This window comes from Mesorhizobium sp. DCY119 (assembly GCF_003590645.1).
In the GTDB taxonomy this organism is placed as follows: Bacteria; Pseudomonadota; Alphaproteobacteria; order Rhizobiales; family Rhizobiaceae; genus Mesorhizobium_M.
Window position 1 is genome coordinate 2828820 of record NZ_CP031834.1, and the last position, 16324, is coordinate 2845143.

The 16324-nt window shown below is 60.3% G+C and carries 17 protein-coding genes and 1 tRNA gene; 15 read left to right on the forward strand and 3 right to left on the reverse strand.

Translation table 11 applies throughout. The annotated features are described in order from the left end of the window. Positions 1-6: 6 nt before the first annotated feature. Genes DZG07_RS13790 through tgt form a run of 4 tightly spaced genes read left to right on the forward strand, consistent with a single transcriptional unit; the run spans position 7 to position 2926 of the window. Positions 7-456: a DMT family transporter gene (locus DZG07_RS13790; protein ID WP_091913615.1), complete on the forward strand. Its 450-nt coding sequence runs from the start codon at positions 7-9 to the stop codon at positions 454-456. Continuing rightward, the gene (queA, locus tag DZG07_RS13795; RefSeq protein ID WP_119817842.1) at positions 456-1544 is read left to right on the forward strand and encodes a tRNA preQ1(34) S-adenosylmethionine ribosyltransferase-isomerase QueA; all 1089 of its coding nucleotides are present in this window, start codon (positions 456-458) and stop codon (positions 1542-1544) included. Before DZG07_RS13790 ends, queA begins: the two co-directional genes overlap by 1 nt. Continuing rightward, positions 1534-1803: a hypothetical protein gene (locus DZG07_RS13800; RefSeq protein WP_091913617.1), complete on the forward strand. Its 270-nt coding sequence runs from the start codon at positions 1534-1536 to the stop codon at positions 1801-1803. The genes queA and DZG07_RS13800 overlap by 11 nt, the downstream gene beginning before the upstream one ends. After that, positions 1796-2926 (forward strand): tRNA guanosine(34) transglycosylase Tgt, encoded by a 1131-nt coding sequence (gene tgt, locus DZG07_RS13805; protein ID WP_119817845.1) that lies wholly within the window; start codon positions 1796-1798, stop codon positions 2924-2926. Before DZG07_RS13800 ends, tgt begins: the two co-directional genes overlap by 8 nt. Positions 2927-2932: 6 nt before the next feature. Here tgt and DZG07_RS13810 read toward each other — a convergent pair whose 3' ends face one another. After that, positions 2933-3352, reverse strand: a complete 420-nt coding sequence (locus tag DZG07_RS13810) for a DUF4864 domain-containing protein (RefSeq protein WP_119817848.1) — start codon at positions 3350-3352, stop codon at positions 2933-2935. Between the two features lie 294 nt (positions 3353-3646). Here DZG07_RS13810 and DZG07_RS13820 point away from each other — a divergent pair, with 294 nt between their 5' ends. The 8 genes from DZG07_RS13820 (at position 3647) to glpK (ending at position 12035) form a co-directional block, all read left to right on the forward strand. Further along, positions 3647-5059, forward strand: a complete 1413-nt coding sequence (locus DZG07_RS13820; protein ID WP_162931620.1) for a circularly permuted type 2 ATP-grasp protein — start codon at positions 3647-3649, stop codon at positions 5057-5059. Positions 5060-5094: 35 nt separating this feature from the next. After that, entirely contained in the window at positions 5095-5505 is a 411-nt protein-coding gene (locus DZG07_RS13825) for a four helix bundle protein (RefSeq protein ID WP_348626376.1), read from the forward strand. A 63-nt stretch (positions 5506-5568) separates the two neighbouring features. Then, positions 5569-6510 (forward strand): alpha-E domain-containing protein, encoded by a 942-nt coding sequence (locus DZG07_RS13830; RefSeq protein WP_119817857.1) that lies wholly within the window; start codon positions 5569-5571, stop codon positions 6508-6510. Beyond that, positions 6510-7304 (forward strand): transglutaminase family protein, encoded by a 795-nt coding sequence (locus tag DZG07_RS13835; RefSeq protein WP_091913622.1) that lies wholly within the window; start codon positions 6510-6512, stop codon positions 7302-7304. The genes DZG07_RS13830 and DZG07_RS13835 overlap by 1 nt, the downstream gene beginning before the upstream one ends. A 30-nt stretch (positions 7305-7334) precedes the next feature. Beyond that, the gene (locus tag DZG07_RS13840; RefSeq protein WP_091913623.1) at positions 7335-8066 is read left to right on the forward strand and encodes a proteasome-type protease; all 732 of its coding nucleotides are present in this window, start codon (positions 7335-7337) and stop codon (positions 8064-8066) included. Between the two features lie 34 nt (positions 8067-8100). Continuing rightward, positions 8101-9513 carry a pyridoxal-dependent decarboxylase gene (locus DZG07_RS13845; protein ID WP_119817860.1) on the forward strand — a complete coding sequence of 471 codons (1413 nt, stop codon included), beginning with the start codon at positions 8101-8103 and terminating at the stop codon, positions 9511-9513. Between the two features lie 85 nt (positions 9514-9598). Beyond that, a complete protein-coding gene (locus tag DZG07_RS13850; protein ID WP_119817862.1) occupies positions 9599-10363 on the forward strand; it encodes a DeoR/GlpR family DNA-binding transcription regulator in 765 nt (254 codons plus the stop codon). 145 nt (positions 10364-10508) lie between these two features. Next, complete coding sequence (gene glpK / locus DZG07_RS13855; protein WP_119821719.1) at positions 10509-12035, forward strand: glycerol kinase GlpK; 1527 nt, start codon at positions 10509-10511, stop codon at positions 12033-12035. Positions 12036-12064: 29 nt separating this feature from the next. Here the strand turns inward: glpK and DZG07_RS13860 are convergent, their stop codons facing one another. Then, positions 12065-12592, reverse strand: coding sequence for a BA14K family protein (locus DZG07_RS13860; protein ID WP_091913627.1), 528 nt, complete (start codon positions 12590-12592; stop codon positions 12065-12067). 377 nt (positions 12593-12969) lie between these two features. Between DZG07_RS13860 and DZG07_RS13865 the strand changes: the two genes are divergently transcribed. The 3 genes from DZG07_RS13865 to DZG07_RS13880 all read left to right on the forward strand — a co-directional run bounded on the left by DZG07_RS13865 (position 12970) and on the right by DZG07_RS13880 (position 15390). Next, a tRNA-Lys gene (locus tag DZG07_RS13865) sits at positions 12970-13045 on the forward strand. Positions 13046-13390: 345 nt separating this feature from the next. Next, positions 13391-14062 carry a response regulator transcription factor gene (locus tag DZG07_RS13875; RefSeq protein ID WP_119817868.1) on the forward strand — a complete coding sequence of 224 codons (672 nt, stop codon included), beginning with the start codon at positions 13391-13393 and terminating at the stop codon, positions 14060-14062. Continuing rightward, positions 14062-15390 carry a HAMP domain-containing sensor histidine kinase gene (locus tag DZG07_RS13880; RefSeq protein WP_119817871.1) on the forward strand — a complete coding sequence of 443 codons (1329 nt, stop codon included), beginning with the start codon at positions 14062-14064 and terminating at the stop codon, positions 15388-15390. The genes DZG07_RS13875 and DZG07_RS13880 overlap by 1 nt, the downstream gene beginning before the upstream one ends. Here the strand turns inward: DZG07_RS13880 and DZG07_RS13885 are convergent, their stop codons facing one another. After that, positions 15391-16209, reverse strand: a complete 819-nt coding sequence (locus tag DZG07_RS13885) for a DUF3313 domain-containing protein (protein WP_245429644.1) — start codon at positions 16207-16209, stop codon at positions 15391-15393. Between the last annotated feature and the right edge of the window lie 115 nt (positions 16210-16324).

The window sequence follows — 16324 nt, forward strand, 5'->3', positions numbered from 1 at the left end:
GCCGTTATGGCGGGGGTTCTCTGGTCACTGATCGGCATACTGGCTGGCGCGTTCATCGCCATCCAGGCGCCGATCAATTCCGAGCTCAGCAAAGGGCTCGGACTTCCCGTCGCTGCGGCCGCCTTTTCCTTCCTGTCCGGCGCGATCGTGCTCGGCATCGTTTCCTTCGCCATCACGCGCGCGCAAGGGATTTCGCTTGATTGGCGCGCGCCGGCACCCTGGCTGTTCGTCGCCGGGGGCATGCTTGGCGGTGCCTATGTCACCAGCGCCACCATTCTGACGCCCAAGCTGGGTGCAGCGGCATTGATGGCGTTTCTCGTCACCGGCCAGTTGCTTGCCGGCATGCTCATCGACCGCGTCGGCTTCCTCGGTGTTGCCGTCCGCGAAATCTCGGTGGGGCGCATCGCCGGAGCGCTGCTGCTGCTCGCCGGGGCGCTGATGATCCGCATCTACTGATGCGCGTCGATCTTTTCGATTTTGAACTCCCGGAAGAGCGCATCGCTTTGCGCCCGGCTGAACCGCGCGATTCCGCGCAGATGCTGGTCGTCAGGCCAGGGGAAGCTCTGGAGGACAGGCATGTCGGCGACCTGCCGCAGCTGCTTCAGCCCGGCGATCTGCTGGTTTTCAACGACACCAAGGTCATTCCGGCGCAGCTGAAAGGTATAAGGCGGCGCGGTGAGGCTGCAGCGCATGTCGATGCCACGCTGCACATGCGCACCGGCCCGGATCGCTGGCTGGCTTTTGTCCGTCCGGGCAAGCGCGTGGCCGCAGGCGACCGCATCCATTTCGGCCATGACGGCAGTTCCTGCTTTCTCGGCGCGCTCGACGCAACCGTGCTCGAGAAAGGCGAGGGCGGCGAGGTGCTGCTCGGTTTTGACCTCTCCGGCCCCGTATTGGACGAGGCGCTGCATAGCGTCGGCCACATCCCGCTGCCGCCTTACATCGCCTCTAAGCGCCCCGACGATGCCCGCGATCTGGCCGACTACCAGACCGTCTATGCCCGCGAGGAGGGTGCGGTTGCCGCGCCGACCGCCGGGCTGCATTTCACGCCGGCGCTTTTCGATGCGCTCGACAAGCGCGGCATCGAGCGGCATTTCGTGACGCTGCATGTCGGTGCCGGCACGTTCCTGCCGGTGAAGGTCGATGACACCGCCGATCACAAGATGCATGCCGAGATCGGCCATGTCTCGGAAGAAACGGCGGATGCGATCAACAAGGCGCGCAAAGAAGGCCGCCGCATAGTCGCCGTCGGCACGACCTCGCTGCGCCTGCTGGAAAGTGCCGCCAGCGAAGACGGGCGCCTGGCGGCATGGTCCGGCCCGACTGACATCTTCATCACGCCGGGCTATCGCTTCCGTGCCGCCGATGTGCTGATGACCAATTTTCACCTCCCGCGCTCGACACTGTTCATGCTGGTCTCGGCCTTCGCAGGAACGGACACGATGCGCGCGGCCTATGCGCATGCCATCGAAAACCGCTACAGATTCTACTCCTACGGGGATTCCAGTCTCCTGTTCAGGATGGAGGAGAGCGATGGACGATGATCTCGATGTAATGGACCGGCCCGCTTTGGTAGCGGAAGTCAGGAAATTGCGGGCAGGCATTCGCCAGCATCGTGATTCCACGGGCCACGACCTCTGCTGGCATCACCCTGGCCTCTGGGCGTTGTTGCCGGAGAAGACGGAACCGGCGATTGCCGTGCCGCCCTGGCCGAAATTCATGCGCGGCTGCATCCGCTATCGCCAGTCGCTTGACGAACAGGCCGCCGGCGCCCCAATCCACGACAGGGAATTTGATGTCTGACACCTTCGGTTTCCGCGTTCTGGCCACCGACGGCAAGGCCCGGCGCGGCGAGATCACCATGCCACGCGGCACCATCCGCACGCCTGCTTTCATGCCGGTCGGCACCGGCGGCACGGTCAAGACCATGTATATGGACCAGGTGCGCGGTCTTGGCGCGGACATCATCCTCGGCAACACCTATCACCTGATGCTGCGGCCGGGTGCGGAGCGTGTCGCGCGCCTTGGCGGCCTGCATGAATTCGCCCGCTGGCCCTATCCCATCCTGACCGATTCCGGCGGTTTTCAGGTCATGTCGCTGTCGAAACTGCGCAAGCTGAGCGAAAAGGGCGTGACTTTCCGCTCGCATATCGACGGCGCGGCCTATGAAATGTCGCCCGAGCGCTCGATCGAGATCCAGGGCCTGCTCGATTCCGATATCCAGATGCAGCTGGACGAGTGCGTCGCGCTGCCGGCCAAGGACAAGGACATCGAGAAAGCGATGGAGCTTTCATTGCGCTGGGCCGAACGCTGCAAGGTGGCCTTTGGCGATCAGCCGGGCAAGGCGATGTTCGGCATCGTGCAGGGCGGCGACAAGCCGGCATTGCGCGTGCGCTCGGCGCAGGCACTGAGCGGGCTCGGGCTGAAAGGCTATGCTGTCGGTGGTCTGGCGGTCGGCGAGCCGCAGGATGTCATGCTCGACATGCTCGACGTGACCTGCCCGGAACTGCCCACCGAAAAGCCACGCTACCTGATGGGCGTCGGCACGCCTGACGACATCGTCAAATCCGTGGCGCGCGGCATCGACATGTTCGACTGCGTCATGCCGACTCGCGCCGGCCGCCATGGGCTTGCCTATACGCGGCGCGGCAAGGTCAACCTCCGCAATGCCCGCCATGCCGACGATCATCGCCCGCTCGACGAGGAAAGCGATTGCCCGGCAGCGCGCGATTATTCCCGCGCCTACCTCCATCACCTCGTCAAATCGCAGGAGGCATTGGGCGCCATGCTTTTGACCTGGAACAATCTTTCCTACTATCAGCGCCTGATGCAGGACGTTCGCGCCGCCATCGAGGCCGGAGCCTTTGTCGATCGCACGGCCGAAATTTCGGAAGGCTGGGCAAGGGGCGATATTCCGGCGCTGTGAATGATATTAGGTGCTGAATGAATTCGCCGCCCGCAGGCTGACACCGGTGATGCGGAACACACCGTCCGGCTGCAGTTCCAGCGTATAGACCGCCTCATAATCCTTGCCGTCCGCACCGACGATAATCACCTGCTGGATGATCGAGGTCGGGCTGAGTTCCTGAACCTTGCCGAAGGCATAGCTGCGCGGCTGATGAACCGGCTTGTAGGCGCCGGTCACCATGTTCATGAAGTTTTCCAGCGTCGGGAAGATGCGTTTCACATTGGGTGCGGCGAAACTGTAGGCGGCGGCGTTGTCCCCGGCGCGGAACGCCTTGAGTTGACTATCGATCGAGCTTTGGGCTGCTTTGATCTCGGTATCGCCGGCAAAGACCATGGAAGTGTAGAGCGCGGGAATGATTGCAAGAGCTAAGAGGCTTCGGCGCATGAATTCTCTCCCGTCCTATCGAGCGCAATGCCGCAGCTCGGCATCAATGCGCCGGGCTTCAGTCTAACATACGCAAGGCGCGGCCTCCCGGTTTCATCCGGCAGCGAGATTCGCTTGCCAGTACCGCTGACGGCCATGCCGACTTTGCCCAAGCGATTTTCAAACCCCGTAGGCAGCATGCCTATATTCTGGGCAAAAGGCGGAAGATGTATCGCGTTGATCATGGAATGTGCGATTGCGCTTGCTTTTCTTCTTCGACCTCATTTCAAATGAGGTTCAGAGGGGAGTGCGCGATTGGCTGCATTCGACGAAATGCTTCCGGAAACTACCGGATTGCGAAAACCATACACGGGCTATGACGACTGGTTCAAAGACCAGGATGCGGCCCGATTGACCGAAAAAATGCGCGATGCCGAGCGCGTTTTCCGCAAGACCGGCATCACCTTTGCCGTCTATGGCGAAGAAGAGGCTGCCGAGCGGCTCATTCCATTCGATATCGTCCCGCGCATCATCTCGGGCCAGGAATGGCGCCGGCTGACGCAGGGCATAGAGCAGCGCGTTCAGGCGCTGAACGCCTTTCTCGACGATATCTATCACCGCCAGGAAATCCTGCGGGCAGGGCGCATACCCCGCGAATTGATCGCCAGCAACGTGGCCTTCCTGCCGGAAATGATCGGCGTGCGGCCGCCGGGCGGCGTCTATACCCACATCATCGGCACTGACATCGTGCGCATCAATGAGAACGAATTCTACGTTCTGGAAGACAATGCGCGCACGCCCTCCGGCGTTTCCTACATGCTGGAAAACCGCGAAACGATGATGCAGCTCTTTCCCGAGCTGTTCCAGCGCATCAAGGTACGGCCGGTCGAGAATTATCCGCAGCTTCTGCGTCAGTCCCTGAGCGCCGTGCGCCCGGACGGGGTGAAGGACGCGCCGACGATCGCGGTGCTGACACCGGGCAGCTTCAACTCGGCCTATTTCGAACATGCCTTCCTAGCCGACCAGATGGGCGTGCAGCTTGTCGAAGGACAGGATCTGCGCGTCGTCGATGGCCATGTCGCCATGCGCACGACCGAAGGCTACAAACAGATCGACGTGCTCTATCGCCGCGTCGACGATGCCTTCCTCGATCCGCTGACATTCCGCCCGGATTCGGCGCTCGGCGTGCCGGGCATCATGGATGTCTACCGTGCCGGCAACATCACCATTGCCAACGCTCCAGGCACCGGCATTTGCGATGACAAGGCGATCTACTCCTACATGCCGGAAATCATCGAGTTCTATACCGGTCGCAAGGCGATGCTGGGCAACATCCCGACCTGGCGCTGCTCGGAGCCGGACAGCTTGAAATATGTGCTGGAACATCTCGATGAGCTCGTGGTGAAGGAAGTTCACGGCTCCGGCGGCTACGGCATGCTGGTCGGGCCGGCGGCGAGCAAGAAGGAATGCGAGGCGTTTTCGCAAAAGCTGAAAGCACGCCCGGCCAACTACATCGCCCAGCCGACGCTTTCGCTGTCGACCTGCCCGATCCTGACCGAAAAGGGCCTCGCCCCGCGCCACGTCGATCTCAGGCCTTTCGTGCTGGTTTCCGATCGCATCCAGATCGTGCCCGGCGGGCTGACGCGGGTGGCGTTGAAAGAAGGCTCGCTGGTGGTGAATTCCTCGCAGGGTGGCGGCACGAAGGATACGTGGGTTCTGGATGACTAAGTGAGTAGTGAGTAGTGAATAGTGAGTGGTGAATAGTGGAACAGCAGGGGAATCTGGAGATTGATCGGGAGGGTCATCGGACGCCTGTCACCTCCTATAGAGATTTGCTTGTCTGGAAGGCCGCCATTGAGCTTGCTGTTGCGTGTTATTCTGCAACCAAAGCATTCCCTGCCAGCGAAACATACGGGATGACTTCGCAGATCAGACGGTCGTCTACATCCATCTCCGCGAATATCGCTGAAGGGTATGGAAGGGAGCAGAGGGGCTCGTTCGTCCAGTTTCTTCGGGTTGCACAAGGGTCTCTCAAGGAATTGGAAACGCATCTGATACTGTCAGAGCGGCTGGAACTTATGGTGAGAAAAGATACCGCCCAACTGCTCAGCCAATCGGAAGAGTTGGGAAAAATGCTGCGCTCCATGATCCGCAGCCTGCAAAGAAAGTCGTGAGATGGGCCGCATTCACTATTCACTACTCACTACTGACTATTCACTCTGCGACGGAACCGCCTGATGCTTCTCGGACGCACCGCAAACGGCATTTACTGGATGAATCGCTATATCGAGCGGGCCGAGAATATGGCGCGCCTGATCGATGCCGGCATGCGCATGGCGCTGACCCGGACGTCGAGTTCGGCAGACGAGTGGACCTCCGTCATCCTGAGCGCCGGGGTTGAGGCGACATTTCGCGAGCGCCATGATGAGTTCAGCGCCGAAACGGTCACCGATTTCCTTCTGCGCGACACATCCAATCCGTCGAGCGTGATGTCGGCGATCGAAACGGCCCGCAACAACGGCCGCATGGTGCGTACCGCACTTACGCGCGAGACCTGGGAAAGCATCAACGAGGCCTGGATGTCGCTGAAGCGCATGCTGGGCAGCCCGGTCGACCAGCGCGACGTGCCGGCGGTGCTGGACGCCATCAAGCGCGAGACGGCGCTGATCCGAGGCGCTTTCCACGGCACGATGCTGCGCAACGAGATCTTCGATTTCTCCCAGATCGGCACCTTCGTCGAGCGGGCCGACAACACGGCGCGCATCCTCGACGTCAAATATTACGTTCTGCTGCCGTCGATTTCCTGGGTCGGGTCGACGCTGGACAACTACCAGTGGGAATCGATCCTGCGCTCGGTGTCGGCGCATCGTTCCTATCGCTGGGTTTATGAAGCCGACTACAGACCGGCCAATATCGCCGACTATCTCATCCTGAATAACCGCATGCCGCGTTCGCTTGCCTATTGCTATCGCAACATCGCCGAGAGCCTGGCCTATCTGGCTGACGATTATGGCGAACTCCACGCCTGTCACAAGACGGCGGGTGAAACCATGGCCAAGCTGGAAGTCGGCAACGTCAAGACCATCTTCGATGCAGGCCTGCATGAATTCCTGTCGTGCTTCATCCGCGACAATTACCGCCTCGGCGACGAAGTAGCCCAGAATTACAGGTTTCATTGATGCGCCTCAAAATCACGCATCGCACCGAGTACCACTACGACATGCCTGTTCATTACGGGCTGCAGCGGCTGCGGCTGTTGCCGCGAGACGGCAAGACGCAGTCGGTGCTGTCGTGGAACGTTGCGGTCGGCGGTGCGCGCGAGGAGGTGCGGTTTTCCGACCAGTTCGGCAACGACACGCGGCTGGTCAGCATCGAAGGCGATCCGCGTGTCGTGAGCGTCGAGGCCACGGGCGAGGTCGAAACGCATGACACCGCCGGCGTGAGCGGGCCTCACAGCGGTTTTGCGCCGCTCTGGCTGTTCAGTCATGCGACGCCGTTGACGGAGGCTGGTGAAGGTATCCGTCAACTGGCGTCGTCGGTGGGGCCGGGCGCCGAGATCGATCGCCTCCATCAATTGTTGGGTATGGTGCGAGAGCGTGTCGACTATGTCGTTGGCGCGACCGACGCCGAAACCACGGCGGAAGAGGCGCTGAAACAGGGCCGCGGCGTCTGCCAGGATCATGCCCATGTGTTTTCGTCGGCCGCACGGCTGCTCGGCATGCCGGCGCGCTATGTCAGCGGCTATCTGATGATGGACGGCACCATCGAGCAGGTGGCGAGCCATGCCTGGGCGGAGGCCTTTGTTCCCTCCCTCGGCTGGGTCGCGTTTGACGCCGCCAACGGCATTTCCCCAGACGAACGCTATGTGCGACTTGCGACAGGCCGAGATTATCGCGATGCTATGCCGGTTTCCGGGATTCGCTTGGGACAGGCGTCGGAACAGCTTGCGGTTCACATCACGGTCGAGCAGTAATCCCGGTATTGTTTTAGAATACGGGATTCCATGACTTACTGTGTCGGCCTCAAGTTGGATCGTGGTCTGGTGTTCATGTCGGACACCCGCACGAATGCCGGAATGGACAGCATCTCCACCTTCCGCAAGATGCATGTCTGGGAAAAGCCGGGCGAGCGGGTCATCGTCTTGATGTCCGCCGGCAACCTTGCAACGACGCAAGCCGTGGTCAGCCTGCTCGAGGAGCGCTCCAAGGCGCCGGAGGAACGCTCTTCCGTCGTGCTTGAAACGCCGTCGATGTATCAGACGGCACGGCTGATCGGCGATGTCGTCAAGGAAGTCATCGCTCACGCATCGCCGACAGGTGAGAGCGCCGATTCCTACTTCAACGCCTCCTTCATCCTCGGCGGCCAGATCAAGGGCAGCCCGCCGCGCCTGTTCATGATCTATCCGGAAGGCAACTTCATCGAATCCACGGATGACACGCCGTTCTTCCAGGTCGGTGAAACCAAGTATGGCAAACCGATCATCGTGCGCGCTTACGACCGCACCATGAGCTTCGAGGAAACTGTCAAGCTTTTGATGGTGTCCTTTGATTCCACACTGAAATCCAATCTTTCGGTCGGCCTTCCGCTGGACCTCCTTCTTTATGAAAACGACACACTCGCGGTTAAGCTGAAAAAGCGCATCGCGCTCGACGATCCCTATTACCGGACGATCTCGGACGGCTGGTCGAATGCGCTGAAGCTGGCGTTCAAGAGCCTGCCTGATTTCCCCATCTGATATCGACCGGCGTTTTGCCGGTGGGAGGAAGCACTTGGACGCCAGGGAATTTCGCGATTGGTCGCTGAAGGCGGCCGAATGGGGCGCGGACTATCGCGAGACGTTGCGCGAACGGCCAGTGCGGGCGCAGACCCAGCCCGGCGAAATAGCAGCAGGCATCGCCCTTTCGCCGCCGGAAGCACCCGAAGCGATGGAGGCGATTTTCGCCGACTTCGAGGAGAAGATCCTGCCGGGCATGACGCATTGGCAGCATCCGCGCTTCTTCGCCTATTTCCCGGCCAATGCAGCGCCGGTTTCGGTGGTGGCGGAATATCTGGTCACCGTCATGGCGGCGCAATGCATGCTGTGGCAGACGTCGCCCGCCGCAACCGAACTCGAAACGCGCATCATCGACTGGCTGCGCCAGGCACTGGGCCTGCCGGAAGGGTTTTCCGGCGTGCTGCAGGATTCGGCATCGTCGGCTACGCTGGCCGCCGTGCTGACCATGCGCGAGAGGGCGCTCGACTGGCAGGGCAACAAGCAAGGCCTGTCTGGCCAGCCGCGCATCCGCGTCTATTCCTCGGATCAGGTCCATACCTCAATCGACCGGGCGATATGGGTTGCGGGCATCGGCGAGGAAAATCTTGTCCGCATCCCGACTGCCGGGCGCTGGCGGGCGATGGATGTGGCAGCCCTTGAAGCGGCAATCGTTGCCGACAAGGCGAACGGCCTGCTTCCCGCTGGCATCGTCGCCTGTGTCGGCGGCACCAGCACCGGTGGCACCGACGACATCGCCGCGGTCGCGGCAGTGGCGCAGAAATATGGACTTTACCTGCATGTCGATGCCGCCTGGGCCGGCTCGGCGATGATCTGCGAAGAATTCCGGCATTTCTGGGCCGGTGTCGAGCATGCCGATTCGATCGTCTTCAATCCGCACAAATGGCTGGGAGCGCAGTTCGATTGCTCGGCGCAGTTCGTGCGCAATCCCGACGACCTCGTCCGCACGCTGGCGATCAAGCCCGAATATCTGAAGACGCACGGCAAGGACGGCATCGTCAATTATTCTGAATGGTCGGTGCCGCTCGGCCGGCGTTTTCGTGCGCTGAAACTATGGTTCCTGCTGCGCGCCCATGGCCTTTCCGGCCTGCGCACCATGATCCGCAACCACGTCGCCTGGGCGGAAAATCTAGCCGCGCGGATTGCCGCCACGCCGGAGTTCGAACTCGTCACGGAGCCCATGCTGTCGCTATTCTCGTTCCGGCATATACCGGCAGGCGCGACCGACCTCGACGAGCACAATTTGCGCCTTATCAACGCGATCAATGATGACGGCCGCATCTATCTCACGCAGACGCGGGTCGACGGTCATTTTGCCATCCGTTTTCAGGTCGGCCAGTTCGAGGCCACCGAGCAGGATGTGGACACGGCCTATTCGGTTATCACCGAGATAGCGGCTTCGCTTCGGTGAGGGCACTTCCCAATTCGCCAGCTATGTTTTTGCGGCGTTTCGTTTTACCTTGATTATTGCCTCAAACGAAGATCGGAGAAGCAGCGTGTTCCTGTCGACGCGGCATTCGGAAATCATACAGTTGGCCAAGGATTCCGGCCGCGTTCTCGTCGACGATCTGGCGGCGCATTTCGGCGTGACGCCGCAGACCATACGCAAGGATCTCAACGATCTATGCGACCAGCGCCTGCTGAGCCGCATCCATGGCGGGGCGCTGTTTCCCTCCGGCATCGAGAACATGGAATATGAGGCCCGCCGCAAGATTGCGGCGGAGGAGAAAGACGCGATCGGGCGCGCAGCCGCCAAGCTGATCCCTGATAACGCTTCGCTCTTCATCAACATCGGCACGACGACGGAAGCCGTAAGCCAGGCGCTTCTGGATCATTCCGGCCTGATGGTCATTACCAATAACATCAATGTCGCCAACAGGATGCGCGTTTTTCCTGAGATCGAGGTCGTGATCGCCGGTGGCGTCGTGCGCGGCTCGGACGGCGGCGTCGTCGGCGAAGCGGCGGTGGATTTCATAAAGCAGTTCAAGGTTGACTACGCGGTCATCGGAGCGTCGGCAATCGACCACGACGGCGCTCTGTTGGATTTCGATTTCCGCGAGGTGAAGGTGGCGCAGGCGATCATCGCCAATGCGCGTCATGTCATCCTCGTCGCCGACGCGACCAAATTCGAACGCACGGCACCGGTGCGGATCGGGCATCTGTCGCAGGTCGATTCCTTCATCACGGATCGCTGCGACATCGAATCCGTGCGTTCGATTTGCCAGGAGTCGGAAGTCCAACTGATCGAGACCACGCGCTGATGCCGTCGCTATGTCTCCACCCATTTTCGTTGACATTCGTTTATCTTTCGAATTGATAGAAAATAGTTTCGCGCTTCGGAAAAGCGCGGAATGAAGAAGTTCGGGCCGTCGCTGTTCTCGGCGCCGAGACAAAGAGGGGGAGATGATGGCTGGATTGGTGCTGGCGATCGATCAGGGCACGACGTCGAGCCGTGCGATCGTTTTCGATGCGGCGATGAAGCCGATCGGCACCGGTCAACAGGAATTCACCCAGCATTTCCCGGCTTCGGGCTGGGTCGAGCATGATCCGGACGAGATCTGGCAAAGCGTGGTCAGCACCTGCAAGACGGCGCTCAGGAAGGCAAAATCCACTGCCGGCGACGTCTCGGCCATCGGTATCACCAATCAACGCGAAACCGTCGTGATATGGGAAAAGGCCACCGGCAAGCCGATCCACAATGCCATCGTCTGGCAGGACCGCCGCACTGCGCCGCTCTGCCAGAAGCTGAAGAAGCAGGGGCTTGAACCGCTTTTCTCGCGAAAGACGGGTTTGCTGCTCGACCCGTATTTCTCCGGCACCAAGATTGCCTGGATCCTCGACAACGTCAAAGGCGCGCGCCGGCGGGCCGAAAAGGGCGAATTGCTGGCGGGTACGATCGACAGTTTCCTGATCTGGCGGCTGACCGGCGGCAAGGTTCACGCGACGGACGCGACGAATGCCTCGCGCACGCTCGTCTACAACATCCGTTCCAACGAATGGGACGCCGAATTGCTGAAGATCCTGCGCATTCCGGCGGCACTTCTGCCGGAAGTGAAGGACTGCGCCGACGATTTCGGCGTCACCGACAAAAAGCTTTTCGGCGCGGAAATTCCGATTCTCGGCGTTGCCGGTGACCAGCAGGCGGCGACGATCGGCCAGGCGTGTTTCGAGCCCGGCATGATGAAGTCGACCTATGGTACCGGCTGCTTTGCGCTTCTGAATACCGGCGCTGACATGGTGCGTTCCAGGAACCGGCTGCTAACGACGATTGCCTATCGCCTCAATGGTGAGACGACCTACGCACTTGAAGGCTCGATCTTCGTGGCAGGCGCTGCCGTTCAGTGGCTGCGCGACGGCATCGGCGTCATCGGCAAGGCCGAGCATAGCGGCGTTCTGGCGGCGAAGGCCGACGATACGCAGAACGTCTATCTGGTGCCGGCCTTTGTCGGCCTTGGCGCACCGCATTGGGATGCCGAGGCACGCGGCGCGATATTCGGGCTTACGCGCAATTCCGGCCCGGCCGAATTCGCGCGCGCCGCACTCGAATCGGTGGCTTATCAGACGCGCGATCTGCTCGATGCGATGCGCAAGGACTGGAAGGGCGGTTCGAAGCAGACAGTGCTACGTGTCGACGGCGGCATGGTCGCCTCGGACTGGACCATGCAGCGGTTGGCCGACATCCTCGACGCACCGGTCGACCGGCCGACCATTCTGGAAACCACCGCGCTGGGCGCCGCATGGCTGGCCGGTTCGCGGGCAGGGGTGTGGCCCAAGGCCAAGGCCTTTGCCAAGTCGTGGGCGCTGGACCATCGCTTCAAGCCGCAGATGGACGAGACCGTGCGAGCAGCCAAGCTGAAGGGCTGGCGCAATGCGGTGAAGCGGACGTTGTCTCAGGATGGAACGGAATCACATAAAAAAGGCCCGCGCGGTTAGCGCGGGCCTGATTTTCGTGAAGGTCGATATTAATAGGGCGAATAGCACTGCTGACGCGGGCCGCCATAGGGCTGGAACGTGTTGTCATAAGCCCGATACGAACGGTAGCGGTTATAGCACCAACGCACATGGGCGTTGCCGCCACCGCGATATTCACGAACCGGCGGCGGTGCTGCTATCGCGCCACCGACGATTGCCCCGGTGATGAATGCGGCAGCCGGGAACCAGTAGCCGTTATATTCGCGGTAGCCGTGGCGATAGTTTCGATAGCCGCGATGCCCGCGATAGTAGCTGTAGTCGCCGCGGCGTTCGAAACGGCGTCCGTCACGGCGCCCATCGCGCCAGCCCCGACGGAAATCGCGCCTGTCGCCACGGAAGTGCCGTGCGGAAGGAATGGCCCTGCGGTAAGGGTCGTATTGTACCTGCTGCACGTCGGACTGCGTTGTCGCCGCCGGCGGCACATAGGCAGGTGCTGCGCTGGCTTCCGGTATGGCCGGCATAATCGCGAAGGACAATGCAAGCGCCGAAGCGCAAAGGCCTGAGAGAAATTTCTTCATGGTGATCTCCTCGCAAAGGGTGAATTTGTCCCTTGTGCCCCAAGCAACGTGCAAACGGCGCGATTGGTTCCAGCCGAATGCAAGTGATTGAAACGCAGTGATTTATGGCGCGCGATCGGGCCCGGCGCAAGAATGCCGCGAGCACGAAGTCGCGAGCGCGAACAAAGGCTGCTGGACAATGCTTTTTCCGGTTGACCGGCAGGGGCACTCTCCCTATGTTCCGCCGCAATTTCGAGGCGACTTTTGTGCGCTGCGAAAACACTCGTTGCGGCTTTCTGCCGCCCGCTCTGAAATCGATGCATACGGATAACGTGGGCATTTCCGGCTTGCCGGAGTTCGGGGCATTCGTTCTGACAGGGACACGGGTGATTGGTGAAGGGCTGGTAGCTCAGATGGTAGAGCACGGAACTTTTAATTCTGGGGTCATGGGTTCGAGTCCCATCCAGCCCACCAACACCAATATCAGCCTTTGATTTCGCAGGCTGCGTATCTCAGGAAAGAGCGCATTCCCTCATGGCTTGGGTCGGTGCGCGGGCATCGCACGCGGTCACTGGGTGTCGAGCATTTCGGCCAAACCGGGACGATCGCCGACCTCTACAGGCATTACGGGATTGACGCCGCAGGCATTCTGAAAGCTGCCGAGGTGCTCGTGCCCGGCAGGCCCATTCGGCATGCGTTCAATTAAGCTCAGCCCGACATACAAAAATCGAAATTGAAGTAGCTTAGCGTTCGCCTGCTATCCGTAATGCTGCTGCAATCTCCGCAGGTGCAAGGACGGTCAAAAAAGGCGCGACCGCGATGCGGATTTTATTGATCGAGGATGAGAAGGCACTAGCGGAAGCGCTTACGGGAGCGCTGCGTAAACAGGGCATCGTCATAGATCACACCATGCTGCTCGCAGATGCGATCGAGCTGTCACGCCAATACGTCTATGACGCAATTCTTTTGGACCGCCGCCTACCTGATGGCGACGGTCTCGGTTTCATCCCGAAGCTGAGACTGGCTGGCATCGATACGCCGATAATCGTTCTTACGGCACGAAACGAGCCCAAAGAGCGCGTTGAGGGTCTCGATGCCGGCGCGGACGATTATCTGGGCAAACCCTTTCTGATCGACGAGTTGATGGCCCGCCTGCGTGCGGTGCTGCGCAGGCCGGCAAGTCTGGCAGAACCAGAAATCACAGTCGGCCGGGTGACCGTCGATCCGCTGCATTTCAACGTGACCGTCAATTCCAGTCCGGTCGATATACCGCGAAGAGAACTTATGGTCCTTGCCGCGCTGGCAAAGCGGAGCGGAAAAACCGTTCTTCGCTCCACCTTGGAAGCTGCCGTCTACAACTATGAAGACGAGATCCAGTCGAACGCGCTCGACACCCATATTTCGCGCCTGCGCAAGAGGTTGCTCGAGGCCGGCGCCGGAGTGGCCATCCACAGCATAAGAGGCGTCGGATATCTCCTGAAGGAAGAGTGATGTCGGAAGGAAATACGTCGCTCAGGTGGAAGCTAAGCTGGCAGCTCAGCGTTACGTTCGTCGCGATTGTCGCGCTGTTGATTGTCGGCCTGGCGTTCTATGGGGCAACAGTCCTTTCCCCCAATCTGGTCCTTGAGAAGAAAGTCTCGCTGGCCATGGAGGATGCGATCGTCCTTGATCCCCAAGGGCGCCTCGAAATACGTGACACGCCGGGTCTTCGGTCCATCAGGAGCCAGACCGAGGGCTTGTGGTACGTCGTTGCGACTGCTCGTGGCGAGATGGTTTCCTACGGCGATATACCTGCGTCCTATGCGGATCTTGCACCCTTTGTGTACCGGTTTCATGAGGCCGACATCAGGGGAGCTGCCGACACAAGCGAAATCGCCTCGATCGAAACCGTCTATTCGGCTGCCGGCGAGGTAAGAATAATGCTTGGAAAGACGTCCGGAACGGATTGGGTCGTCCCCGTTCTTCTTGTCGAGCTGAAACCCATATACTTGCCTCTGCTCGGTCTTACGCTGCCTGCGATATTCCTGGCCGTACCCCGCATTGTCCAACGTTCGCTCAGTGGTGTGAATGATGTCGCCCGCAGGGCGGCGGCGATCGAACCGCGCAGCCGTGGCGCAAGACTTCCGACCAAAACTGTTCCTCGAGAAGTTGCCCCGCTGATTGTGGCGTTCAACGGAGCACTTGAGCGTCTTGACGCCGAATTCCAGAAGAGACAGCGCTTTCTGGTGGATGCTGCTCATGAGTTGCGCACGCCAATAGCGATCATGCAGATCAGAATCGAAGGCATGGCAGAGGGGCAGGACCGTCAGCGCCTTTTGAAAGATGTCGCGCGGTTGGGGGGAACCGCCGAACAGCTCCTCGATTTCGAGCGAAACGACCTGAATGAAGACCCCTTCGAAACGATCGACCTGGTCGACATCGCCAGGATGGCGGTTGCCGACCTCGCTCCCCTTGCAATCGCAGCCGGATACGAAATCTCGTTCCACAGCGACGCAGACAGGTTTGAGCGGCAGGGCAGTCCATCTGCAATGACGCGAGCTGTCAGCAATCTGGTTCGCAATGCCATTGATCACGCCGGCAATGCCGGCATGATCTCAATATCTGTCTCTGCGGATGGACACGTCGAAGTCGCGGATCAAGGACCGGGAATACCCTTTGACCAGCGGGAATTGGTGTTCGAGCCCTTTTATAGGGTTACCCCACGATCCACAGGCGCCGGGCTCGGACTGAGCCTTGTCCGGCAGATCGTCACCAACCACGGCGGCCAGGTTCTGCTTGATAGCGGGACGGCCGGAACGAAGCTGACAATCCAGATTTGATTAATCAGGGAGTGATGGAGCGGTCTGCGCCGTGAGTGTTGTAACCGGCTTCTTGCCGGATTTGTCGGTCCAGGTAGGTGGAGCACCGAACTTGTCCGCCACCATTCCGGCTATGCCGGGGGATCGCCCGAAAGCCTCACAGGCGGCATATTTCGGTTTGCCGCCAAGCATAGATTTCATTTTCTGACCCGAAGGTATCGATATCTGAAACCCGGAGGCGTCCTTGCCCGTGACAAGCATCCTGGAAAAATCATTTCCGAATGTAGTGGCCAGGCTGTAGGCGTCGCCAACTTCGGAGACCCTGGGATTGTTCGTGATGGAATTCGCTCCACGCGACCAGACGATCGCAGCGCGCTGGATACCATTACGATCGAGCGCCTCGGCCTCAACCGCGAGGCCTCCCAGGCCCATCGGCAGGCGAGGGATGCTGACCGGCAATACGGCGCCGCTGCCCAGCGTTACGGCTGTCGAAACGCCTGCCATCGTCTTATCAGTCGGCACCAGGTCGGCAACCACTGCTCGCACGGTCAAGTCGGCGGGCTGTCCCGTTGGCACGACCTGATACTTATCGCTCAGAGCAACACACATCGCCCGATCCAGAGCATTCGCCACCAGTGCCCGGTCTTCCCTCTGCTTTACCCGGGCAAAGGCGCCGGGCGAATATGAAGTCGGTGAAATACTGACGGTTTTCACGCCCGCCAAGGCCGGCCCATCCACGAAGGAGCGCGACTTGCCGAGCTTGCCTTTGACAGCACCAAGGCTGCCATAGGATGTCAACGTTCCCGCTTCCTTGAGCGGAACTGTGCTGCAGCCCGCCATGACCAGCGTCACGGGCAATGCGATGCATGCAATTTTCAATTGGGACAAGCAGATAGGGCCGATCGCCAGCTTGCGTGGCTCGGATATTGCGGTGCTGCACATATGTATCAGGCTT